Origin of the sequence: Dechloromonas sp. CZR5 (assembly GCF_008711155.1) — a bacterium.
Classification (GTDB): Bacteria; Pseudomonadota; Gammaproteobacteria; order Burkholderiales; family Rhodocyclaceae; genus Azonexus.
Genome location: NZ_VUYQ01000002.1, coordinates 24,682 through 48,497, shown reverse-complemented (window position 1 = coordinate 48,497; position 23,816 = coordinate 24,682). Strand labels below are relative to the sequence as shown.

Here is a 23,816-nt window from a genome sequence, read left to right as displayed (position 1 = left end):
CATGTCATCAACCGATCCGAACCTTGGACTCAACTATGGCTGGACGCTTGGCGAGAGCGGTTGGGATACCGGCATGGATGCCAATCTCAAGCGTCTCGGCGCTGTGGTCGGTCTGTCCGTGAAAGACCGTGACCTGACTACGCCACCGGCCAACCCCGCCAACGGCGACCGCTACCTCATTCCTGCCGCCGCCACCGGCGTGTGGGCCGGTAAAACCAACCAGATCGCCGCACGCATCGCCGATGTCTGGGAGTACCACACGCCCAAGATCGGCTGGCTTTGCTACATCGAGGACGAGGCCAAGCTCTCGGCCTACAAGTCCACCGGCTGGAGCGCAGGCCTCGCCATCTGATTTCCCATCTTCGTACCCACCAGAAACCCGCCCACGAGGCGGGTTTCGCATTTCTGGAGACCGCAATGACCGAACCCGAACAACAACAGCCTGCGCTCGTCGAGAACATGCTCCTCTTGCGCCGCGAGGACTTCGACGAACTCCTGGACCGCGCCGCTGAACGCGGAGCCGAGCGTGTCCTGACCCACCTTGGCCTGGAAAACGGCCACGCCGCACGCGACATCCGCGAACTACGCGGCCTGCTGGAAGCCTGGCGTGATGCCCGGCGTACCGCGTGGCAAACCACCGTCAAGGTCATCACCACCGGCATCCTAGCCGCACTGCTCGTTGGCGCAGCCATCAAGTTGAAACTGATGGGAGGCCCGCAATGACAGCCAACCGCAAGATCGGCCTGCTGGACGACTGGCGGCGTGTGTTGCGACGTGCCTGGAGCATTCGCTTCTCCCTGCTGGCCGCTGCTTTCACGGCGGCGGAGGTGGTGGTGCCGCTGTTCGGGGATGTACTGCCGCGCGGCGCGTTCGTGCTGCTGGCCTTCGCCGCCAGCATCGGCGCGACGGTTGCGCGCATCGTGGCGCAGCCGGAGATGCACCAATGATTCGGCCACCACAACGAAAAACAGTGGCCGCGCTGACCCTGTCCGCTGCCGCCCTGGTCGGCATCGTGCTGCACGAGGGCTACACCGACCGCGCGGTGATCCCGGTCAAGGGTGATGTGCCGACCATCGGCTTCGGCACCACCACGGGCGTAAAACTCGGCGACACCACCACGCCGCCAAAGGCTCTGGCCCGGGCGCTCACCGATGTGCAGCAGTTCGAAGGGGCGCTCAAAACCTGCGTCACCGTGCCGCTGGCGCAGCACGAGTATGACGCGCTGGTGAGCTTCTCCTACAACGTCGGCAGCCGCGCGTTCTGCCAGTCTACGCTGGTCAGGAAGCTCAACGCCGGGGACTACGCCGGGGCGTGCTCCGAACTGCTGCGCTGGCGATTCTTCCAAGGCAAAGACTGTGCGCTGCCTGCCAACACCCGGCTGTGCGGTGGCCTCGCCACGCGCCGCGAGGCCGAATACCGCCAGTGCGTCGGTGAGGCTACCCCATGAGTCTGATCCCTTGGCCGTACCGCCTGCTGGCCTTGGCTGCGCTGGCCGTCGCGCTGATCGGCTTCGGCTGGGTCAAGGGCGCGGGCCACGTTCAAGCCCGGTGGGACGCCGCCGTCCAGCAACAAACCCTGCAAGCCACCGCCGTCCGCGAGCGGCAGGCCCAAGCCACCGTCAAGGTTGTCACGCAGTACGTCGACCGCGTCCGCGTCGTCCGCGAGAAGGGCGAAATCATCATCAAGGAGGTTCCCGTCTATGTGCCCGTTCAAGCCGATGCTGCTTGCACTATCAACCGTGGCTTTGTGCGCCTGCACGACGCTGCCGCCGCCGGTGAACTGCCCGAGCCCGCCCGAAATGCTGATGCGGCCGCCACAGGCATTGCGCTCTCTGCCGTCGCCGGAACCGTTGCTGCCAACTACCAGACCTGTCACGAGAACGCCGAGCAGCTAAGGGCATTGCAAACGTGGGTCAGGGAGATGAAGGTTGCCAGCGAGCAGTAGGGTTCAGCACCGCATCATGGATTGATCCAGCAACCCGGGCTCCGCGAATCGAAGAACGTGACCTCTGTGCCAGGCAAGGACCGGCCAATGGCCTTGAGTACCTGATGGCAGAACGCCTGCTGATCTCCGTCTGGTTGACCCGTGAACACCGAGACAGCCATTCGCTTCGGCGGATTTGCCGATATGGCATCGAGCACGTGCTGATCCCTTTCGTCAAAGCTCCAGCCATACACGACCAAACTCTCTCCGAGGCTGGGCAAAACCTCTTCGTACACGTTCGTCAGATAGTGGCTCCGACGAATTGCGGCGACTTTCTGCTTGCTGGTTCCCTCGCTTACAAACACGGGCACGTAGTTCCCGGATGACCACCTGAGCGTGATCGTGTCGAGCAAGTCACCTGCGGCTCCCGCGCCTGCAGCGAGCTTTGTCTCATCACCAAGGTAGTCACGCGCAACCGCAAGACTGCCGTGAGGGTAGAAAACCAATGTTGCTCCTGCAGCGTTCCCATAGGGTCGCCGTAGATATTCCCAATCCGTCTGGAACTCGCCGCCGTGGAATGCGTCCTTGAACCAACTCCCATTCGCCGCATTGAACAGCAGCATGGCCCAGTACAAGGTGAGGTCGTAGTTCAGGCTGACGACCGTGGGAAACGCGCTCGCAAACGCACCGACCCGCTGTAAGTCGGTGGCAACATCGGCATGCACCGGATGCACACTGTGCACAGCTTCGATCAGTGCTGTACGGACCTCCTCATAGGCTGCGGAGATGGCGGCCGAAGGCGTCCCCAATGCCCCGTTGACGTGCTCGGCATACCAGCACGCGAGCAGAACATGCTCGAAGTCGGTTGTCCCGAGCTTGGCGAATATTGGGGCAGTGGTGGCGAGCAGTCCTTTTGCGTCAGCAATGCCGTGAAGTGTTGGGTATGCGAACTCCTTGTGGATGGCGATACTGGCGCCGTTGCCCAGAAGGAGGGAGCTCCAACCGTCAGCGCTGATGTTTGCCCAGGTGTCGATGTAGATTCGATCCATGCTCTTCACTGGCCTGTCACTGACTGGATCGGGCCAAAGAATCGCAGCAGTTGCGATCGAATATCCGCCGTCGACGCAGTCAGATCCACGGTGGCAAAACGAATGCGATGCCCCTGGATCAGCACTGTCTCGTCGACCATCTGGCCGATCGCGGGATGCAACAACAATCCACTCGCGTGATCTGCAAGCGCATCGCCGCACCCAACCTGGGAGCGCAGATAGGCGTAGATCTGGTACACGTATCCGCTGCGCAGGGTTTCCTCACGGTACCAACCGCTCGTCACAATCGAGGTGAACTTGGTATCGATGACGATCCTCTGCCCGGTTGACGGGTGGTCGAGCACGACATCAGTTCGCATCGTCGGCAGGATCTTGTCGATCCCCGCCGTCTTCTGCTCGATCTGCCAGCCCATCGTCCCGCCGCATAGAACCCGCCAGCCCTGCGGACTCAATACGACTTCGTAGAAGCCGCCCACCGCTCGCTCAAACAAACGACGTACCCACGTCGCTTCTCGGTCCGGCAGAGAGAGCACATTCGCACCCGACGCCTCCGTAGGTAGCACTAGGTCGAACGCCAGCTTTGCGGCTGCCACCATGAACCGGTCGTCCGCATCGTTACGGCCGAAACGATCGGTGCTCATTTGGGCGCGGGTCGGTGCGTCCCCTGATACACCCATTGCCTTCATGCCACCCGCAAGTGCGCGGCACCGATGGGCAACGTCCTTCCTCTGAACGATCCTGGAGATGGACTCCAAGGCTGCTCGTACGAAACGATTGCGTGGTGTGTCGAAGGTGAGTTCGTCGAACCGGCACGCCACCAGGCCTCTATCCATCAACTGATGGCGTTCGGTGGTCAAGACGTCGATCCGGCCACGCACGCGATTGATGACTGCATCACGAGATCGATATCCAAGACTCAAGCGGCGACGCTGTCGCACCTCAACCGCGTGGGCAAGGATCTCCGCGACTAAATCCGGTAGATCGTCCGGGCTGTCTTCCAAGCCGATCTTGCCGATGCCGCGAGTGCGGAACAGGTCAGAGGCGTAGAGCATCAGCAGCCAGAGGTTGCGCACCGGAATGCGTCCGATGAACCCCTCAGGGCTCATGGATGCACTTTCCACCTGTTCTGCGACGGCGGTCATCACCAGCCCTGCGTCAGCCGTGCAATCGCCTTTTGTGCTTCGTCGGGCGCGTCGAACCAGTATTCATCCAGCAACGGGCCGATCTCCGTCTCCACGACCTGCTGGAACCACTTCTTCGTGTCTCCCGCCTCCAGTCGATGTGCGGGTGTCACATAGCTGTGACCAATTCGGAATTGCTTGCCAAGGCGCGCATCCGCCGCGATCTGGTCGTTCAGCTCGGCGATACGGCGCTCGATATCCGCGACCAAGCCCGGATCGACAGCGCAATCCTTGACCACCCAATCCCGCCAAACCTGGCCGAGTCTCGGCTCCAGTCCAACGAAAGCAAAGCGGCGACGCAATGCCAGATCGACCAGTGCAAGCGATCGGTCGGCGATATTCATGGTGCCGATCACATAGAGATTCTCGGGAATATGGACGGGACGTCGTTTGCCGTCCGCATCCGGATAACAGAGTTCCAGCGCTTCGTTGGGCGTCCGTTTGCCCGCCTCAAGCAGCGTCAGCAACTCGCCGAAGATCTGCGCTGGGTTTCCACGGTTGATCTCCTCGATCACCACGGCAAACTTCGACGAAGGCTCCTTCGATGCGGCCTTGATAGCTTCCATGAAGACGCCGTCCGCCAGCGACAACTTACCTTCGCCAGTGGGGCGCCACCCTCGAACAAAGTCCTCGTAGGACAGGTTGGGGTGGAACTGCACTGCACGGACCTTGCTGTCGTCCTTCTGGCCCATGAGCGCGAACGCGAGCCGTTTGGCTAGCCAGGTCTTGCCCGTGCCCGGAGGCCCCTGAAGGATGAGGTTCTTTTTTGTGCGCAGACGATCGAGCAAGCGGACAATCTCGGCCCGCTCCAGGAAACAGCCGTCCTTGAGGATGTCCTCCACCGAGTAGGGAACGATTGGCGCTGCCACCTGAAAGGCTTCGCGAACTTCACCTTCAGTTTCCTGTTCTGCTCCGGCATTGGTACCGATATCGCCAGCCGGCACAGGCTCGTCAACCGGGTCTTTGTACATCCAGGACGCAAGCGACAAGTCTGGGAAACTGTGGACGGGATAGCCGTCTTCGCCGAAGCGCGAACGCAAATCGTCCAGCAGCTTCAAATAGGCCCGACCATCACATGGGCCTTGCTGACCACTGATGGCGACATTCAGGCCGAGCCGCTTGTTGATGTAGTGGCGCGACTGGCTATCCAAGGTCAGGAATTCCCATGGATGCGCCCAGTAGAGACCTGTCGAAAGGTTCCATGCGACACCCCACACTTGGGTTGCCTCGTCATAAGCCCGGATGAAGGCATCGCGAGTGTCCAACTGGTCGCCATCGACCATCTTGCTCGCGGCAACGAATGCCTTCCATAGCGCGTCGATGTCGCCCGCACCACGCTTGTCGGCATAGGCGAAAAACCAGGAACGTTGGTTGTTGAGAACGGGAATGCCTTCGAATGAAGGCGGGACCGGCACCGTCACACCCAGCAACTTGGCAAGTTCACCCGCGATGGTCTTGCGGTTGGCATCGGTCATGGATCGGTTAAAGGTGCCCATCGTGGTGAATGGGCAAATGTCCCGCAGCGGACCACTGGTTCCATCGGGAAACTTATCCTGGAGATAGGTCAGCCCCGGCACCCGAGACGCGATCTCGTGGATGCCCTCGATGAGCGGAGTTCGATCGTCTGCGTGGGCCAGCAGCTTTTCGGCCACTGCCTCGTAAAAGTCAGTCCACTCGAAGCGCTGCTTTTCTGGCGAAGTCGTGCCGTAACGCTCCCGCCAAAAGGGCTCGTTGCGAAAGCGATCTACATCCTGCGGCTTGCCGTCAAACGCAAATGCAATCAGCGCATCGTTCATCCATTCGCCGGGCAGCACACGCCAGATCGTTGCTCGGTGAGTGTAGAAGTACCACTCCCGTACCGGCTCGACCTTGACCCAGTCCACCTTCACTCGCTTCCCGTCGTTCAGGTTTTCGGTGATCGTGCCGACCGCCTTGATGCCCATAACCGAAACCGCTCGGCCTCGGCTATCGAAAGGCAGACCGTGCTTTCGCGTGTAAGACGACTTGATGGCGATCCGCTCTCCCGGGCGCATGGAACGCACCACATCGAGGAGCTTGTCGTCGTAGCCGTTCTCCCAAATTCCTTCTGCAAGAAATCGCGGCATCTGATCATCGGTACCGCCGTAGCTGGCGCCGACAAACCAGGTTGCATGCGGTGCACTATCTATCGTCTGAGTGGTCATCCCCCGCCCCCTTTAGTAATACTGCCGGATGTAGCTGTAGGCCTTCTCGAACAGCTCCTCATCCGCATGCAGCTTGTATTTGAAGAGGGCTTTGCGCAGGGCCTTCTTGACTTCACGCTCACCGGCCTGCGTGCCTTGCCAGCCCGGGAAACGGACCAGTCGCACAATCTCGTCGATGTCCGCGACCACGCGTTCGACCATGATGGGCGTCTCGGCCGTCTTGACCTCGTTGAATAGTTCGGTGAGCGCCGCCTTGCCGCGATCCTCATCCTCTTCGGGCGGGACCTCCTTCTCGGCTTGCAGCGTCTCCTTGGCGATCTCCAGTAACTGCTTCAGAAATTCGACGCTGTTGATCTGGCCAGACTCGAACCGGTCTTTCAGCGCATCAAGCCGCTCCGACAGCTTCTTGAACTTGGGGTTGCCGCCATGCCCGCGCAGCCGGCGCTTGAGCTTGATCTCGATCTCCTTGGCCTTCTTCGGGTCGGGGTTCGACAGCACCGCTTCCAGCAGATCGGCGTCTAGCACCAAGGTGTCGAGGTCATCCCGCACCGCGTCGACATGCACGTTCTGGTGGATCAGCTCGATGGTCTTGGCGCCCAGCGAATGCCAGATCAGCTTGCCGTGGCCACTAGAGGGCTGTACCGACTGGTACACCTGCGACAACCACTTGTAGTCCTTCTCGAAGGGGCCCAGAACGGTGTCCGGTGACAGCGCCTCCCAGATCTTGTTGAGCACGCTGTACTCGGCAGCAAAGTTGTCTCGCACCTCGTTATTGGGCAGACACTGCTGTGCGGCGATCAGGCCCTCGTAGCCTTGCAAACTGCGATCGCAGCCAGAGAAGAAGGCCAGGCACTTCTGCATCGACTCAGGCAGCTTGTCCTTCAGCTCCTGGATATTGCTGACCACCTGCTTGACGCTCTGGTCGTCGAACTCCAGCGCTGCCGCCACGTCGTCGAAGATGCCGAGGTAATCCACGATCAAGCCGTGGGTCTTCTGCTCGGAGTAGGTGCGGTTCACGCGGCAGATGGCCTGCAACAGCGTGTGGTCGCGCAGCGGCTTGTCCAGGTACATGGCCTGCAAGATCGGCGCATCAAAGCCGGTCAGCAGCTTGGCCGTGACGATGATCAGCTTCAGCGGATCGGCCGGGTCGCGGAAGCGATCAAGCAGCCGTTCTTCCTCATCGCGTGAACGGTCATAGGCCGCGTACTCTGGATGCTCCTTCTTGTCGGACGCCTGCACCGACATCACGATGTCCGTGGCCTCGGGCGGCAGCAGCTTGTCCAACTCGGTCTTGAACAGCAGGCAGGACTCGCGGTCGAAGGTGACGATCTGGCCCTTGAAGCCGTTGGGCTCCACCTTGGTCTGGAAATGCTCGACGATGTCCTCGCACACCTTGCGGATGCGCTCGGGCGTCTTGACCAGCACGGCCATCTTGGCGGCGGTCTTGGCGAGGTTGTCCTTGTCCAGATCCGACAGGCCGCCGGTCAGGTCTTTGTACGCGGCATCCAGCGCTGCCTTGTCGATGTGCAGATCGATCAATCGCGGTTCGAAGTGCAGCTTCAGCGTGGCGCCGTCGCGGATCGACTCCTCAAAGCCGTACCGGCTCATGTAGCCCTTCTCGTCCTCGTCGGCGCCGAAGGCGTAGAAGGTGTTGCGGTCGGCACGGTTGATCGGCGTGCCGGTCAGGCCGAACAGAAACGCATTGGGCAGGGCCTCACGCATCTTGCGGCCCAGATCACCTTCCTGCGTGCGGTGGGCCTCGTCGACTAGGGCGATGATGTTGCTGCGGTCGTTCAGACTCCCTGTGGCCTCGCCGAACTTGAAGATCGTGGTGATGATGATCTTGCGCACGTCCTGCGCCAGCAGCTGCTGCAGCTTCTCGCGGGTATCCGCCTTTTCAAGGTTGGGAATGTCCGCTCCGGTGAATGTGCCAGTGATCTGGCTGTCGAGATCGATCCGGTCCACCACGATCAGCACCGTGGGGTTCTTCAAGCCCGCATGCATGCGCAGCTTCTGCGCGGCAAACACCATCAGCAGTGACTTGCCCGAACCCTGGAAGTGCCAGATCAGCCCTTTCCTGGGGTAACCGGCCAGCACGCGCTCGACGATTTTGTTGGCCGCTTCAAACTGCTGGTAGCGGCAGATGATCTTGATGCGCTGCTTTTTCTTGTTGGTGGCAAACAGCGTGAAGCTGCCCAGAATATCCAGCACCACATGCGGGCGCAGCATGCTCTCGGCGGACAGCTTGAGCGACTTCAGCGGGTGGTGTTGACCATCCTCCCCATTGCCATCCAGATGCCACGGTCCCCAGTCCTTGACCGGCAGGCCGATGGACCCGTAGTGGTAGGCCTTGCCCTCGGTGGCCACCGAGAACACGTTGCAGACAAAGAGCTCGGGCACGAACTTCTCATAGTCGTCGTGCACCTGAACCGCGCCATCGACCCAGCTGATGCACTTCTTGACCGGCGTCTTGGCCTCGATCAGCACCAACGGCAGCCCGTTGACCAACAAAACTAGATCGGCGCGGCGCTCGGTGGGGCCTGCGCGGTAGATGAACTGCTGGGTGACGATGTACTGGTTCCGCGCCAGATCATCCAGGTCGATCAGCCGCACCGGCACATGCTCGTTGTTGGGGCCGAAGGGCATCGAGCGCTCACCGCGCATCCATGCGGTCATTTCCTCGTTGGCGCGGATCAGCCCATCCGAGCGCACCGACAGCACGATGGCGCGCAGCTTGTAGAGCACTTCATCGGCACGGTCGGGTTGAGCGGCAATCTCTGGGTTAAGGCGAATAAGCGCATCGCGCAGCCACGGCTCGACCAGCACTTCCTGAATCTGGCGCGGCACCTCAGACGGAGCAGCGTAGCGCCAGCCGATGCCTTTGGGACTGGGGCCGTAGCTGGCTTGCGGTTCTTGGGCGGTGTTGGCCGGGATAGCCTTGATCGGGCCGGCGAGCAGATCGCGGACATACGCTTCGACGGTGTTCGATTCGGTAAATGTACTCATCCCTGCTTCCCTCCAAATATCTCCATACTCAGACGCTTCGAGACGGCAGCGTGCTGTTCCTTTCTGTCGGCAATATCTGTCAGCCGCCGCCTGGCCGCTTTCAGCTCATCCGCAATTGACTTCTGAGTGGCAAGTGGAGGAATAGGAATTGGCATTTCCCGAACAACGGTCGAATTGAGCGTGTTGAGCCCGCTCGTGCTTTTACCCCGTCCTCGAAAGTAGGCCCGTCCCGCTGGAGAGTTCACGTACTCAAGGACGTAATAAGGATCAACCTCTGGTCGGCAACGAATCCGAATCAGGTGATTTTGATGAAGGCAGATCGGAAGCTGCGCTTCCCAAATCGAGGCTCTACCCAATTCAGCGATATCCGCATGTCCCTCGACAACGAGGATGTCATTCCTTTGAAGGATGCATCCGTCGTCCTTGCTATCCACGCCAACGTCTTTGACTTCGGACAGATCGATGTGAAATCGCTGAACGTTTGCCACTCGAAGATAGGGCGATTGCTTCTCAATTTCTCTGCGTTTGGCGTTGATCGTCAGCCCATATTGCACTTCAGCGATATCGCCAATGACTTGTGCCTTAGCTTCATCCTCCATCTGCCCAGAAAACAGTTCATCAGTTCTAGAAAGCAGAAGCGTTTTTAGCGCGGATTCTGATGCTTTATAGGCATCAGCGCATTCGCGAGTAGCGGCGAGAACTTGAACGATCTCGCATTGCTCCTGCATCGGAGGCAACGCAAACTCAAAATCAGCCAAACTCGTCCAGTTCGTGCGGGGGCTCAAGGAGCCAGCCGATGTGCCAACAGCGTGATCGAAGAAGGCATCGGTCTGGCAAATGAATGGCAGCAGCTCCGGCAACAAGACCTGCGCATCCTTGGTCTCCAGCACGTAGATGTCCCCGGAACACACCCCAGAGAAATCCGCCACAGCCACCTTGCGCTGGTAAGCGCGTCGCTTGCCGAACAGCACCTGGCCAGGTTGAAACACGCTGGTGAAGGTAACGCCGTCAGCGACGCTGCCCCAGCTGCGGATACGCAAATCACCTGGCTCGAGATGTTCCAGACCGACGTAGCGTTCAATGCCATCGGCCAACGGATCTTGGCTGCGGGCTTTCGAGAGGCGCACCACGTCGCCGAATTTCACCCGACGCCAGCCGGGCTTCAGGGTTTTATTGTTCTTGTCAGACACGCTCGATGTCCTCCGTAATCACTCCATCCAGCGTTTCCACCAGCGCGTCCATCTGTTGCCAGAAGGCACGGCCATCGGTTTGCCATTGATCCCAGGCTGAGCGCAGCGATACCGCGTCACCATTGCTGTCGGTGGCGATGGCGGCGGCAATGCGCTTCACGTACAGCGGGATCGAGAGGTTGCCCGCATTGATGCCGATTTCGGCCAGGGTGGCGACCTTGGCGAAACCGGGAACATCGGCAAACGTTTTATAAGCGGTCAGGATGCGCTGCTGGTGCTCGGGCTTAAGAAAGCTCTGCGCCCGTTCGCGGGTTACCTCACTCACCGCGTCGATGAAGATCACCTTGCCCTTGCGAGCGGCGACCTTCTTGCGGTTGCAGATGACGATGCACGACTCCATCGGAGAGTTGTAGAACAGGTTGGGGCCCAAGCCGATGACAGCCTCGACCCAGTCCTGCTCGACCATCTTGGCGCGCATGGCCTGTTCTTCGTTACGGAACAGCACACCGTGGGGCCAGAGCACGGCACTACGCCCCTTGGTGGTGAGGCTGGTCAGGATGTGCTGCTGGAAGGCGTAGTCGGCGCGGCCCTGCGGTGGCGTACCCAGCGAGTTGCGTCCCCACTTGTCACTACTCCAGGCCTCGCGATTCCACTGCTTGATGGAGTACGGCGGGTTGGCCAGGATCACATCGAACTGGCGCAGGCGGTCGCCTTCGATGTGCTTGGGTTCAGCCAGGGTGTCACCCCGGATGATCTCGAAGTCCTCCACGCCATGCAGGAACAGATTCATGCGGGCGATGGATGAGGTAATGAGGTTGCGCTCCTGCCCGTAGAGCTTGAGCGTGCGGTACTCTCCGCCCGAGCGCTTCACTTCGTCCAGCGCTGAAATCAACATGCCGCCGGTACCGCACGTGGGGTCGTAAATCGACTCGCCCGCCTGAGGTGCAAGAAGTTGCGTCATCAAGTGGACGACGGTGCGGTTGGTGTAGAACTCGGCCGCCGTGTGGCCTGAGTCGTCCGCGAACTTCTTGATCAGGTACTCGTAGGCGTTGCCCAACTCGTCCTCGGGGACGTTGGCCACCGAGAGTGTCTGCGTCGAGAAGTGCTCGATCAGGTTTTTCAGCGTTTCATCGGGCAGGCGCTCGCGGTTGGTCCAGGGTGCATCGCCGAAGATGCCATCAAGCAGATCCGGGTTGGCGGTCTCGATAGCACGCATGGCTTTCTGGATGGCGGCGCCTACGTTCTTGGGTGCCTGGCGAACATCGTTCCAGTGAGCGCCTTGGGGAATCTGGAAGCGGTGGTTCTCCGCGAACTGTGCGTAGGAGAGGTCGCCCTTCGAGTTGGCCAGGGCCGCCTGGTATTCCTCCTCCCACACATCCGACACGCGCTTGTAGAACAGCAGCGGGAAGATGAACTGCTTGTAGTCGCCGGCGTCGATGAGGCCGCGCAGCAGCACGGCGGCACCCCACAGGTAGCTTTCGAGTTCTTGTTGGCTGATGCGTTTACTTGGGTGACTCATTTCAGCCATCCCCCTTCAGTCATGACCTGCGCGAGCCGCTCTTCGGCTTCACGGCAGCGGATGAGCGCGTCCTTGAATGACGTGATGGCAACCGGCAGCGGGGGAATGTCTTCTTGCAATGGCGGCAGGACATAGCGCGAGATGTTCAGCGTCCAGTCCTCGGCTTTGATCTCGTCGAGGCTGACCACGCGGACCGCGTCCTGCACATCGGCAAAGCCGCGATACCAGCCGAGGATCTCGGCGGCGTGCTCGGGTTCCAGATAGTTTTGCGCGCGCCCCCGGCGGAACAGGCGTGACGCATCGGCGATCAGCACCTTCTTCTTGTGTTTGGCTGGCTTGCGCTTGCGCAAGACCAGGATGCACGCGGCCAGGCCGGTGCCGTAGAACAGGTTGGGCGCCAACCCGATCACGGCCTCAACCAGATCCATCTCCAGCAGCTTCTGGCGGATGCTGCCTTCCACACCTTTGCGGAACAGGGCGCCCTGGGGCAGCACCACGGCCATCCGGCCGCTGACGTCGGCCATCGACTTGACCATGTGCTGCACCCACGCGAAGTCACCGCTGGACGAGGGCGGCAGGCCAGCAAAGTTGCGGCCGAAGGGATCGTTCAGCCACAGGTCCTCGCCCCACTTTTCCAGCGAGAAAGGGGGGTTGGCGATCACGCAGTCGAAGGTGGCCAGTCGGTCGACCTCGAAGAAGGCCGGGTTGCGCAGCGTGTCGCCGCGCACCACCTGGAAGTCTTCAATGCCGTGAAGGAACAGGTTCATCCGCGCGATGGATGAGGTGGTGAGGTTTTTCTCTTGTCCGTACAGCTTGCCCCACAGCCGCTTCACGTCGCCATGCTGTTCCTTCACGTGCTGCACGGCGGCCAGCAACATGCCGCCGGTACCGCAGGCCGGGTCGTAGATGGTCTCGGCTTCTTTGGGATCGAGCATGTCGATCATCAACCGCACGACGCTGCGTGGGGTGTAGAACTCCCCGGCCTTCTTGTTGGTGGCGTCGGCGAACTTCTTGATCAGGTATTCGTAGGCGTCGCCAAGCAGGTCCGAATTGACGTTCTTGTTGCCAAACGGCAGCTTGGAGAAGTGCTCGATCAGGTCCTTGAGCAAGGCATCAGACAGCCGATCCTTGTTCGACCACTGGGCATCGCCGAACACGCCGTACAGGGTGTCGGGGTTGGCCTTCTCAATCTCACGCATCGCGCGCTGAAGGGCCGTCCCGACATTGCTGGCCTTGGTGCGAACGTCGTTCCAGTGACAGTCTTCCGGGATCTGGAAGCGGTGCGACTCCGGAAACCAGGCCAGTTGCTCGTCACCAGTCTCATCAACGATCTCCTGGTACTCCTCGTCCCAGACATCGCAGATGCGCTTGAAGAACAGCAGCGGGAAGATGTAGGTCTTAAAGTCGGCCGCATCCACCGGGCCGCGCAGGATGTTGGCGGATTCCCAGAGGTGGCCTTCGAGTTGGCTGAGGGTGATTTGTTGGTCGCTCAAACGAATGGCCCTTCTATATCAATGCCGTCGCACTGCGGCTTGTGTTCTTGTTTGGTCTTCATCGGTTACTCGAACAGCCGCTTTTGCTTGACGATGTAGCCCGCAGGTTTCTTCTGTTTTTCTAGTACGCCTTCGTCAACCAGGCGCTGCAACCACGCCTTGGCCTGCGCATTGGAAACGTCCAGCGCCGCTGCTACTTCGGCGTCCTTCATCGGCGCACTCAAGAGTTGCTGAATCGCAGCGCGCACGGCAGCGAAGAGCGCTTCGGCAGGGGTCGATTCCGGCTGCGGAGATTCCTTGGCCTCGTCTATAGGCGCCACGGCCTCTGGCGTGACTGGCGGCGGTTCTTCCAATGCCTCAGCGGGTGGCTGCGCATCGGAAACAACGTCGACCGGTGCCGATGGCTCACTCGCGGCCTGGGGCGCTGGCGCGGTGTCGGGTGGCACGGGCGCCGTTGGCTTGGCGTCAGCCGACGTTGGTTCTTCGTTTGAAAACAGCGCAAAACCAACCTGTGGGGATGCCGTCGGCGTGGGCATCGCCACGTTGAACACGTCCTCGAACGAATCCACGTCTTGCGGGTTCGGCCAGGGAAGTGCGCCTTTCTTTCGCAAACCATCTAATCCGGCTGAAGACTCGCCCGTCGATCGAATGAAGACCGGGGCGAACTTGAGTTTGTCGAGCTGCTCGACAGCGCCCGCCCAAGTGCCACCTTTGTTGAGGTCGGAACTGACCACCAGTGAGGTGTCTGCCAGGGCATAGATCAGCTTGTTCCGCTGCATGGCGTTGCCGACATTGAACCCGGCACTCGGGTCGTAGGGCGAAATCAGGACCAGTTGCCCATCGAGCAGCAGGTTGCGGTGCTCGCGGTTCATGGTGGTCTTTTCCAGACTGTCCGCCAGAACGCCACAAACTTTTCCACCTCCCTCAAGCGCACCTCGCATGGCGGCCTGATCGATGCCCTTGGCACCACCGGAGACAAGCGTTCTGCCTGCCCGAGCAGCGAGCCGGCCAACTGCCATGGTGTAGTCGATGAGGGCGTCGTCCACATGCCGCGATCCGACGACGGCAAGCCCACCGGTTTCGAGCAAAGCCATGTCGCCACAGCCGTATAGCACTGCCGGCGCATCTTCACGAAGGCGGGTCTTCAGGCGACGCGGATACTCGGCGTCGGCGCGACTGACCACCCAAATGGCGCGCGCTTGCCAGCGCTCGATCACTTGGCTCAGCAGGAATCCGCGCCCCAGCAATTTCTGCAGGCGGCCCTCGTCAATCACCGGCTGGCACGCGCGCAAGATCTCAGCTGAGTCCGGTGAGAGGAGATCCGAAGGCTGACGCTGGATCTCGCGCAAATGACGCGCGAGACGTTTGTATTCACCAGGCGAGAGCAGATCCGATGACGCAGTGCCTCGTCCAGCAATGAGCGGCGCAGTCAGCAGCAGGATCGCCTGGGTGTTGGGTGAGAGGACTGGCGTCATTCGTCGTGCCCCGTCTGTGAAAGGGCCATAGGCCAAACCACGCCGCTGCCGCTTTGGCGCAGCAGCCATGCAGACACCGTCAGCGTCCAGCGTGAGTCGACCATGTCATCAACCAGGAGGACTGGTCCGGGAGGTATGGGCTGGCCGTTGAGTGCGAGCGAGCCATCAATGTTGCGCGCCTGTTGTGTACTGTTTGCCATCGTTTTCTGTTCGGGCCGTGCGTCTGTTTTTGCGATGACCATATGAAACGGCAGACCCAGCGCAGCAGCCAAGCGTTGCGCAAAATTCGGCACCAATTCGGGATGCCGAAGCGAAGGAACGCAGGTCACCCAGGTTGGGCTCGGCTGCGGATTCCACTCTTGAATCATCTTCACGCACGCAGCAACGAGGTCATCGGAAAAGTGGCCGTCGTGGTACTTCCCCTGTCGAACCAAGCCGCCCCAACCGGCATCACCCCAGACGCAGAGGGCTTTGCCTGGCTGCGCTTGATAGGGAATGGTGGATGCGGTGTGAATTCCGTACTGCGGCATTCCCCCCACGGGCCATTTTTTGCGAGGCTCGATGGGCAGACTTGTGCGACAAAGAAATTCCTCGGCTTCCCGAACCAGCAACTGATCTACGTCTTCTGACAGCGGCGGCAACGACGGTGGGCTGACGGTGCTTGAATCGCCATCAAGCGCATCAATCAGAAAGCCCATGTGCTGCCCGAAAGGCCGAGAGACGTATTCCTGCATTTGCTGGAGCTCGGCACGCCTCAATTTGGTGAGCCGGTCTGCTCGCGCCCAGAATTCGTCTCCTAGCTCGGCTGCAGTAAGCTGCCACTTCGTACCTTGCTTGGCGATCGGCGCTGGAGATTCGAGAGACAGTGCCGTGATAGTCTTCTCGATGCGACCTTTGCTCATGTTCACGCAGGTCATGAGGTCAGGTATTGAAAGTCCTTCCGGTGCCTCATTAAGAGCCCCCAGGACATCGTCTACCTCTTGGCGAGTTGGGAACGCGCTACGGATAAACCAGTCGGTAATTCCTTCTTCTTCATCTCCGCTCAAGAGCACGCCATATGCAGATTCCAGCGCTCTTCCTGCGCGCCCTACTTGCTGGTAATAGGCGACAACTGAGCCTGGCATCTGAAAATGGATAACGAATGCCAGATCCGGCTTGTCGTAGCCCATACCCAATGCGGTGGTCGCTACAAGTGCCTTAACCTTGTTCTCCTGCAGAGCCTGCTCTAGCTCCTCACGCCGATCACCTGTCTTACCTGTATAGGCCTCTACAGCAAAGCCCTGGGCCTTGAGCCAATCCGCTAGTTGATTGGCATCTCGGATAGTGAGTGTGTAAATGATGCCGTGCCCTGGAAGTGAACTGAGTTGCTGCGCGATCCATGCCAGACGGACAGCCTGACTGGGTAAACGCATCGTTTGCAGCGTCAGAGAACTTCGATTCAGGTCACCGCGCAGCACCTTCATGTTGGGGCCGAGCACAGCCACAAGGTCTTCCATAACGCGATCGTTTGCTGTTGCCGTTGTGGCCAGCAGCCGCAGATTGGCTGGAAGCGTTCTGGCGATACGTTCCAGCAGTCGATAGTGAGGACGGAAGTCGTGACCCCAATCGGAAATGCAATGGGCCTCATCGATAACCATCAGCGAAATCTGCCCTGCGATACCAGCTAGAACCTCTGTGTTAAACCAGTCGTTACCCAGCTTTTCTGGCGCTATCAGCAGAATGTCCACTTCGTTTCGACGCAGCTTGGCTTCAACCGATTTCCATTCATCCTGGTTATCGGAGTTGATGGTGGCGGCGCGAACCCCCATCCGTTCTGCCGCTGCGATCTGGTTTCGCATCAGCGCCAGCAGCGGCGAGATCAATAACGCCGGGCCGGCTCCAGCTTCCCGCAGCAACTTGGTCGCGATGAAGTAGACAAAGCTCTTACCCCACCCGGTTTTCTGCACGACCAGCAAGCGCCCTTTGCCTTCGACGATGTGACGAATGGCATCTTCTTGGCCGTCGCGGAAAGTGGCATCGGCGCGTCCGGAGCCGATGCGGAGAAGTTCCAGCGCGCGTTTTGGGTCGTAGGCCACGTTATTGCTCTCCCTTGTTTTGGTCGGGCGAGCGGTACCCCGGCGCCAACACAGCGTTCTTGACGCCGTACAGCGCCAGGTGATCTTTCAGCCAGAGCCTGAATTCATAACCGCGCAGACTGTGGTCCGGAGAGCAGTCCACACTCCACTGCCGCAAGATGTATCCGGCGGTGGCAGCACGCAGCTTCATCCGTAGTGACCCGCGAACCATGCCGTAGTCCATCTCCGTAATTTCAGGGCGGGGCTGGTCTGGGTGCGGCACCATCTCCAGCTCCACGATCCGGGTCCATTGGATGTCCTGATCACTGCGCTCATGGGGCTGCACATCTGCATCCCTCATAAGGAACGAGCGCTTGATCCGCGTGATGACGAAATCCCGGAACTCTTGGGATTTCCGGTCGAAGGCGCGGACGTGCCAGCGCAGGCCGTTGTCGATCAGCGCGAACGGGACGATCTCCCGCTCGGTGCGGCCACTGGAGATGGAGTGGTACTCAATACCGAGCGGACACTCCTGGTGAATCGCACGGGTCACGCTCGCCAGCACATCCAGATCCGGATGCGTGAGCCGTGACGGGCTCTCGCTGGCCACCCACGCCTTGAGCCGCATCGGCTCACCATCGCCAAAGCCCTGGGTCAGCCACGACAGCACCCGCTCCGGGGGGAAGTCGAAGACGGGCCGGAAGTCCGGCCCCAGGACGTAGGCCTTGCCCTTGGGGTCGTAGTCGATGTTGCCCGGGGCCAACTCCTTGTACAGCGCCAGATCCCTGGATGCGGCGGCGGACTGGATGCCAAACCGCGTGACCAAGTCCTGACGGCGTATCTCCCCGATGAAGCGCACGCGCAACTCCACGAACGCGAGCCGGTCGCGTTGTGGCTGGGTTAGATCTGCAAGCTGTTCGTTCGACATCCTGGCTGGCTCGTTCGGGTTAGCGAATGCTTGTACGGGTTATTGCGGAAAGTATATGGTCTGCCCTAGAATCTGTCTATGACTCTATTATGATTTGTATGTACGTCGTATTGTGATAACCACATGCGGCGCAGCGATAAAAGGATCGGTACGGGCGCCATGCAAGATTTCGCAGAGCTTCACCTCAAGCCAGAGACGCTGGCGCAGTACGGGTTGCCGGACATCGCGTACCCCGTTCCAGCAGCCGATCTGAAGTCGGCCCTGCTCGATAACGGGGACCTGCCGCTGGCCGTGATGCTGCACGGTCTGCAGCAGCGTAGCCGGGATGGGGAGGCCGAATGGCAGCAAGTCGAACCCGCAATGGATCGGCTTGCCGAGCTATTGGCGCCCGACGATACCCGCGATGTCGTTTCAGCCGCTGGTGACCACTGGTGGCTCGAGGTCGGGCCCGTGGACCTCGGCGGCAAGCTGGTCACCATCCAACGTGACGATGCTCTGATCGCTGCCATCACCGCCCGGGACGACGGACGATTGCGGGTGGCTGTGTTTCGCCCGTTGGACGCCAAGAGCGCGGAATACCTGATCGGGCTGGGGCAAGTGCCTCACCCTGAGCACGGAGTCTGCATGCGCGAGAACAACTGGGAGTACGCGCTCGACTGCTCCGCCGGCAACGGTAACTACTACGCCGCCGACCGGGGCGAGGCCTACCTGTCCTACTGGGAGAAAGGCCTGGGCATCAGTTGGGACGGCTCCGATGTGCCCGAGTGGCGCAAGCAGCTGGACCTCGTCGCCCGACCCGCAGCCCGCGTAGTTGCAGAGTTGGGCGTCTACTACACATTGTCCGGCCCTGAGGACGAGGAGCCTGTTGCCGATGCGGGCGCGGCGGAAGAATTCGAGACACCGGCGCCTCCGGCCTGGCGCAGCAAGCGCCAGCAAAAACGCACAGTCCAGGGGCGGTTTCTGGGCTGCATACTCGGCGGTGCAGTCGGAGATGCGCTGGGCGCACCGGTGGAGTTCATGAAGCGGGCCGAGATTCTCCGTCGCTTCGGCCCGAAGGGAATAACCCAGTACGCACCGGCTTATGGTGGCCTGGGGAAGATCACCGACGACACGCAGATGACCTTATTCACCGCCGAGGGGTTGATCCGAGGCTGGGTGCGCGGCTGCTTCAAAGGCATCACGACCTATTCCGGGGTAACGGCGCACGCCTATTTGCGCTGGCTGCAAACCCAAGGCGAACGCCCGACATGCGACATCGACTTCGGCACCGATGAGCCGGGCTGGCTGTTTCAGCAGCGTCAACTGCACAGCCGTCGCGCACCGGGCAACACCTGCCTATCGGCCCTGCGGGCGATGAACTCGCTCGGGGAACCGGCCCGCAACGACAGCAAGGGCTGCGGCGGCGTTATGCGGGTTGCGCCGGCCGGTCTGTTCGGCTGGCGCTTGCGTCAGTACGAATCTCCCCAAGACGCCTTCCGGCTGGGTACCGAGTTGGCTGCGCTGACCCATGGTCACCCGACCGGAGCTCTGACCGGTGGCGTGCTGGCGGTGCTGGTCCTGGCACTGACTGATGGCGCGTCGCTGCGCGAGGCATTGGCCGCCGCCAAACTCCTGCTGCGAGCTGAGCCCGGCTTTGAGGAGACGCTGCGTGCGATCGAGATGGCTGAGGAGTTAGCCGATTCCGGTTTGCCACATGAAGAAGCCATTGCCCGCCTGGGCCAGGGCTGGATCGCCGAGGAGGCCATGGCGATCTCGATCTATTGCGCACTGGTCGCCCGCAATTTCAAACATGGCGTGATCCTGGCCGTGAACCACGATGGCGATTCCGACTCGACCGGAGCGATCGTTGGCAACCTGCTGGGCGCGATGCACGGCGTGAGGGCGATCCCTGCCGAGTGGCTGGAGCCGCTGGAACTGCGCGACGTCATCACCGAATTGGCGGAAGACCTATACGCCTTCAAGGATTGGGCGATCGGCGAGTACAGCGACAACGAAGAGCTGAACCAGCGGATCTGGCAGAAGTACCCAGGGTTTTGATCGATAGTAAGCAAAAATCGTCGAAGCCTTGTTTCTGGGACAAGACGGTTCATTTGCTTCAGCAAGCGAGCACTGTTTAGGTCTATTGCTCCGCCACGAAGACTGGGTCGCCACAAACTGAAAAAGGTGCCGCTGTTCGCCCAGGCGCAGGCCCCGATGCGCGTGGGCAGGCCAGCGGCAAGCCTGTCGGTCACCGCCCTTGATCACGGAGTGAAGCAGAAACTCCGTTTTAGGGGCGATGACCCTGATGCTTCCGGATTGTTAAAGAACCGTGGGCCGCCTGCGTGGACGCCGTCACGACCTTCCTGTGGAAGGATTTCGCTCACTACGCCGATTGCGCGCCGCTTATTTGTCCAGCGCCACCATACGGACGATGCTGTCGAACTCGTTCAGCACGTCGGGGTGGTTCCTGGTCAGGTGACGCAAGATGGCTTCGTTCGCCATCAACTTGGCGAGATAGCCCTTGGCCAGCACCAGGTTGAGGATGTCCTGACCATAGGTTTGCTCGGCGAGCTTGAACTGCTCGTGGAGATTGCCCATTTCCCTCTCCATCTTGGCCATTTGGTCGGCGCTGACGCCGGTCATCTTCTTGGGCTTGGTCTCGCCGACGAGCAAGTTGCTGGGTGTCGCCGCAACCAAGGCTTGGGCATAGGCGACCGTGATGTTGTTGGCACTGACCATCAGTTCGACGCACTCAACCTGACGCGTTGGCTTGAGCTTGCGCAGGACCGCACCAAGGTTTGCCGAAAACGTCTGGTCGCGCAGTAACTCGGCGGCCTCCGGGCAGATTCCTTCCAGCAGGTTTAGCTTCTTGATGATGTGGCTGATGTCCACGTCCAAGGCCTTCGCCAGCTTTTCTGGGGTGACGCCCCGTTCGACAGCGCGACGGATCATGAGGTGCTCCTGAATGCTGGAGAGGCGATTGATCCGGTTGTTGTAGGTGTAGCTTTCGTCATCGGTGGCCACCAGGCAGGGAGCCTTGTCGAAGCCCAGCTGTTTCAGCGCGACCAGTCGTGTGTGTCCGTCCAGCAAGATGTGCTGCCCCTCGCGGTTGGGCTTTCCCACCGACAGGGGTTCAATCAGCCCGACCGCCTCGATAGATGCGGTGATCTGCTTGAATTTCCGTGAGGCAAGCAAGCCTTCTGGCGTCTTACGCGAGGGCAGGACGGACGAGAGGGGCAGAACCAGTGGCTCCGGAACGAAGCCCAAGGGCGGTTTGCTCATGCGCCGCTCCCTCGAGCCCAAACCCGCTCCGCCAGATACTGGGGCAGTGTGTCCAGCCCCTCCGCGCGCAGCAGGGTGGTGAAATTCTCGTCGGCCAGCAGTTGGCGCAGGGCCCCGACAATGAACAGCAAGTTGCGTTGAGCGGTCTCTGCTTTCCTGACCAGCAGCTTCTGTCGCTCGACTTCCCGCTGGTAGTTCCGCACCAGGCTGGACGTGGTGACATCCTCATTGGTCTTGCGGGAGGTCATCCTGCCGCCGATGGATTTGCCTTGGGTGCGGCGACGTTCGATCACACGACGGGCTTGGATCAACTGGCTGCCACGCAGCTTTCCGGTTTCGTAGGCATCTTGCAATGCGGCTTGAATGGCTTTCTCGTCGCTGCCCGCGCCAGCGATGGTGATCGCCGCGTTGAGAGGGATGCGCCCGCTGCCGACGGCCATCAGCAGTCGCTGTTCACCGTTCTGCAGCAACTGCAGGATGCCCTGCACGTACTCCGGACTCAGGCCAGTCTTTTGGGCAATGGATTTCTTGTCATAGCCCTGATCCCGCAGCTGCTCGATGCCGGACAGCAATTCCAACGGGCTGAACTTTCGTCGGGCGATGTTCTCGGTGAGGCTCATGATGAAGGCCGATTCGTCATCGACGTTAATCACCATTGCCGGGATCTCTTGATGCCCGAGCGTCTTGAAGGCTTTGAACCGCCCCTCGCCGCAGATGAGGAGATAGTGCTCGCCATTGCTCCCCGGACGCGGCGTCACGATGATGGGCTTTTTCAGGCCAATGTTCTGGATGTTTCCGACGATCTGCTCGAAGACCCGGCTGTTGCGCTCGCGGGGGTTGAGAACCTCAATCCGGTTGAGCGGAATCATCCGCAACTCCGAATGCCGATGTTCTTTGTCTTGACTCATGCGGCCCTCCGTATGCGGATACGCCGCGCCATGCCGTAGAGGTAGTCCAGGCTGTCGAAGCGATAGCACTCAAACTCGATGCCGTTGTGGTCGGCCAAATGGATGCGTGCCTGGCCGAAGTCCAGTCGCGGCAGCAGGTAGTAGTCCAAGGCAGCCTGGTTGCTGTCGTCCAGCCGCACGGCCACCGTGATGTCGGGCGCGAGACTGGTGTCGAAGCGCACCTTCCAGCGCCGTCGTCCGTTGTCGAGCAATTGGCACCGCGCCAGCACCAGTGAAACGGTGAACTCGCGATTCACGGTGAGAAGGTCGGTGGCCGGGTCGCGTTCGACGTTGCCGCCGACCTCGGCAATCATGCGTTCAGTCTGGCTGACGATCTCTGGATGCAGTCTGCGTAGAAACTGATTCACCTCCAGATACTGGTAGTCGCGGTCCGGGGTGAAGCCTACCGTCTGGTAGGCGCGAACCAAACTGCCGAATCGATGTGCATAGGCCGCAGCAGACGGCATGCCATCAGCCTCATCGATGATCAGGCCGGAGAGGTAACCGTGGCGCTGGTACAGACTGCGCAGCTTCTCGATCAACTCCTCGTCGCTGTACCGATGTGCCCTTGCGCGCATGATCCCCTGCGCCGTGTAGAAAATCTCCGGTGGCACGATGCCCTCGAACGCACCTTCTTTTTTGATCCACATGTCGGGGCTGTTAACCACCCGGAGCTTCTTGAGTTTGAAAGACCGACGGTTGTAGATGTTGTTGCCGATGTATTTCTCGTTGGACAGCACCTCGCGGACGGTCGCTCGTGTCCAATCTCGTCCAAGGTCAGTACGCGTTCCTTGTGCGTTCAGCCGTTCGGCGATGTCCAGCTCCGTCAGGTTGTCGGTGACAAACCAGCGGTAGATCTGGTTGACCACGGCAACCTCATCATCCGGCCCCGGCTGAAGAATGACGCGGTCGGTTTGCAGGCTCTTGTGCTCGCCGCGAGCCAATTCACCTTTGAGCGTGCCGGACTGATCGATCAGCACGCGCCGCAGGCCGTAGCCAGCGGGTCCGCCTTGCCGAAAACCCAACTCAATCAGGCGGCACTGCCCTGCAAACACCTTGGCCGACAACTCCCGGCTGTATTCGCCAGCCATCGCACGCTTGACGCCCTTGACGATGGTCGACACAGGCGAGCCGTCGTTTTCGAACTGCTCGGCACAGTAGGCCACCTGGATGCCCGCACGGCGGCAGATGTATTCGTAATAGGCGCTCTCATCGGCGTCCTGGAACCGGCCCCAGCGGCTGACGTCATAGACCAGAATGATCTGGAAGTCCGCGCTGCCTGTCTCGACGTCCTTGATCAGTTGCTGCAGCGCCCGCCGCCCATCGATGCGCAAGCCGCTCTTGCCCTCGTCGGCATAGGTGCGAACGATTTCGATGTTGCGCCGAGCCGCGTACTCGCGGATTTTGTCGGCTTGGTTTTCCGTCGAATACTGCTGGTGCTCGGTCGACATCCGCACGTACTCGGCGGCCCGAAATGTCGGTGGCTGATCCGCCCCCGGAATGGAGAACTCTTCTGCCTGCATAGACCCGATCACTTTATGTTGTGTGAACTTGCTCTCGGGCCTGCCTTTCACCTCATTGGCATAACCGTGACCTGCACTGCGCGG

General features: G+C 60.5%; 19 protein-coding genes. 6 read left to right on the top strand and 13 right to left on the bottom strand.

The genetic code is table 11. The annotated features are described in order from the left end of the window. Position 1: 1 nt before the first annotated feature. The 5 genes from F1002_RS05190 to F1002_RS05170 all read left to right on the top strand — a co-directional run bounded on the left by F1002_RS05190 (position 2) and on the right by F1002_RS05170 (position 1,944). The gene (locus tag F1002_RS05190; protein WP_150427993.1) at positions 2 to 352 is read left to right on the top strand and encodes a DUF2793 domain-containing protein; all 351 of its coding nucleotides are present in this window, start codon (positions 2 to 4) and stop codon (positions 350 to 352) included. A gap of 65 nt (positions 353 to 417) precedes the next feature. Next, positions 418 to 723: a DUF6127 family protein gene (locus F1002_RS05185; RefSeq protein ID WP_150427992.1), complete on the top strand. Its 306-nt coding sequence runs from the start codon at positions 418 to 420 to the stop codon at positions 721 to 723. Further along, the gene (locus F1002_RS05180; protein ID WP_150427991.1) at positions 720 to 947 is read left to right on the top strand and encodes a hypothetical protein; all 228 of its coding nucleotides are present in this window, start codon (positions 720 to 722) and stop codon (positions 945 to 947) included. Before F1002_RS05185 ends, F1002_RS05180 begins: the two co-directional genes overlap by 4 nt. 23 nt (positions 948 to 970) lie before the next feature. Beyond that, complete coding sequence (locus tag F1002_RS05175; protein ID WP_223879475.1) at positions 971 to 1,447, top strand: lysozyme; 477 nt, start codon at positions 971 to 973, stop codon at positions 1,445 to 1,447. After that, positions 1,444 to 1,944 (top strand): hypothetical protein, encoded by a 501-nt coding sequence (locus tag F1002_RS05170; RefSeq protein ID WP_150427989.1) that lies wholly within the window; start codon positions 1,444 to 1,446, stop codon positions 1,942 to 1,944. The genes F1002_RS05175 and F1002_RS05170 overlap by 4 nt, the downstream gene beginning before the upstream one ends. Before the next feature lie 14 nt (positions 1,945 to 1,958). On the opposite strand, the gene F1002_RS05165 is transcribed toward F1002_RS05170, so the two are convergent. The 10 genes from F1002_RS05165 to F1002_RS05120 all read right to left on the bottom strand — a co-directional run bounded on the left by F1002_RS05165 (position 1,959) and on the right by F1002_RS05120 (position 18,001). After that, positions 1,959 to 2,972, bottom strand: a complete 1,014-nt coding sequence (locus F1002_RS05165) for a DUF4917 family protein (protein ID WP_150427988.1) — start codon at positions 2,970 to 2,972, stop codon at positions 1,959 to 1,961. Between the two features lie 5 nt (positions 2,973 to 2,977). Then, on the bottom strand, positions 2,978 to 4,114 hold the full coding sequence (gene mcrC / locus F1002_RS05160) for a 5-methylcytosine-specific restriction endonuclease system specificity protein McrC (protein ID WP_150427987.1): 1,137 nt from the start codon (positions 4,112 to 4,114) through the stop codon (positions 2,978 to 2,980). Then, positions 4,114 to 6,336 (bottom strand): McrB family protein, encoded by a 2,223-nt coding sequence (locus F1002_RS05155; protein WP_150427986.1) that lies wholly within the window; start codon positions 6,334 to 6,336, stop codon positions 4,114 to 4,116. Before F1002_RS05155 ends, mcrC begins: the two co-directional genes overlap by 1 nt. A gap of 12 nt (positions 6,337 to 6,348) precedes the next feature. Further along, positions 6,349 to 9,342: a type I restriction endonuclease subunit R gene (locus F1002_RS05150; RefSeq protein ID WP_150427985.1), complete on the bottom strand. Its 2,994-nt coding sequence runs from the start codon at positions 9,340 to 9,342 to the stop codon at positions 6,349 to 6,351. Beyond that, positions 9,339 to 10,532, bottom strand: coding sequence for a restriction endonuclease subunit S (locus F1002_RS05145; RefSeq protein ID WP_150427984.1), 1,194 nt, complete (start codon positions 10,530 to 10,532; stop codon positions 9,339 to 9,341). Before F1002_RS05145 ends, F1002_RS05150 begins: the two co-directional genes overlap by 4 nt. After that, positions 10,525 to 12,051 carry a class I SAM-dependent DNA methyltransferase gene (locus tag F1002_RS05140; protein WP_150427983.1) on the bottom strand — a complete coding sequence of 509 codons (1,527 nt, stop codon included), beginning with the start codon at positions 12,049 to 12,051 and terminating at the stop codon, positions 10,525 to 10,527. The genes F1002_RS05145 and F1002_RS05140 overlap by 8 nt, the downstream gene beginning before the upstream one ends. Continuing rightward, positions 12,048 to 13,544, bottom strand: a complete 1,497-nt coding sequence (locus tag F1002_RS05135) for a class I SAM-dependent DNA methyltransferase (protein WP_150427982.1) — start codon at positions 13,542 to 13,544, stop codon at positions 12,048 to 12,050. The genes F1002_RS05140 and F1002_RS05135 overlap by 4 nt, the downstream gene beginning before the upstream one ends. Positions 13,545 to 13,609: 65 nt before the next feature. Further along, the gene (locus F1002_RS05130; protein WP_150427981.1) at positions 13,610 to 15,019 is read right to left on the bottom strand and encodes a DNA-processing protein DprA; all 1,410 of its coding nucleotides are present in this window, start codon (positions 15,017 to 15,019) and stop codon (positions 13,610 to 13,612) included. Next, positions 15,016 to 17,094 carry a RecQ family ATP-dependent DNA helicase gene (locus tag F1002_RS05125; RefSeq protein WP_150427980.1) on the bottom strand — a complete coding sequence of 693 codons (2,079 nt, stop codon included), beginning with the start codon at positions 17,092 to 17,094 and terminating at the stop codon, positions 15,016 to 15,018. Before F1002_RS05125 ends, F1002_RS05130 begins: the two co-directional genes overlap by 4 nt. 1 nt (position 17,095) lies before the next feature. After that, positions 17,096 to 18,001, bottom strand: coding sequence for a YafY family protein (locus F1002_RS05120; protein WP_150427979.1), 906 nt, complete (start codon positions 17,999 to 18,001; stop codon positions 17,096 to 17,098). Between the two features lie 123 nt (positions 18,002 to 18,124). Between F1002_RS05120 and F1002_RS05115 the strand changes: the two genes are divergently transcribed. Then, a complete protein-coding gene (locus F1002_RS05115) occupies positions 18,125 to 20,038 on the top strand; it encodes an ADP-ribosylglycohydrolase family protein (protein ID WP_223879474.1) in 1,914 nt (637 codons plus the stop codon). 345 nt (positions 20,039 to 20,383) lie between these two features. On the opposite strand, the gene F1002_RS05110 is transcribed toward F1002_RS05115, so the two are convergent. Genes F1002_RS05110 through F1002_RS05100 form a run of 3 tightly spaced genes read right to left on the bottom strand, consistent with a single transcriptional unit; the run spans position 20,384 to position 23,732 of the window. After that, the gene (locus F1002_RS05110) at positions 20,384 to 21,262 is read right to left on the bottom strand and encodes a plasmid partitioning protein RepB C-terminal domain-containing protein (protein ID WP_073656074.1); all 879 of its coding nucleotides are present in this window, start codon (positions 21,260 to 21,262) and stop codon (positions 20,384 to 20,386) included. Beyond that, on the bottom strand, positions 21,259 to 22,170 hold the full coding sequence (locus F1002_RS05105) for a ParB/RepB/Spo0J family partition protein (RefSeq protein ID WP_150427978.1): 912 nt from the start codon (positions 22,168 to 22,170) through the stop codon (positions 21,259 to 21,261). Before F1002_RS05105 ends, F1002_RS05110 begins: the two co-directional genes overlap by 4 nt. Next, a complete protein-coding gene (locus tag F1002_RS05100; RefSeq protein ID WP_150427977.1) occupies positions 22,167 to 23,732 on the bottom strand; it encodes a recombinase family protein in 1,566 nt (521 codons plus the stop codon). The genes F1002_RS05105 and F1002_RS05100 overlap by 4 nt, the downstream gene beginning before the upstream one ends. Positions 23,733 to 23,816: the final 84 nt, after the last annotated feature.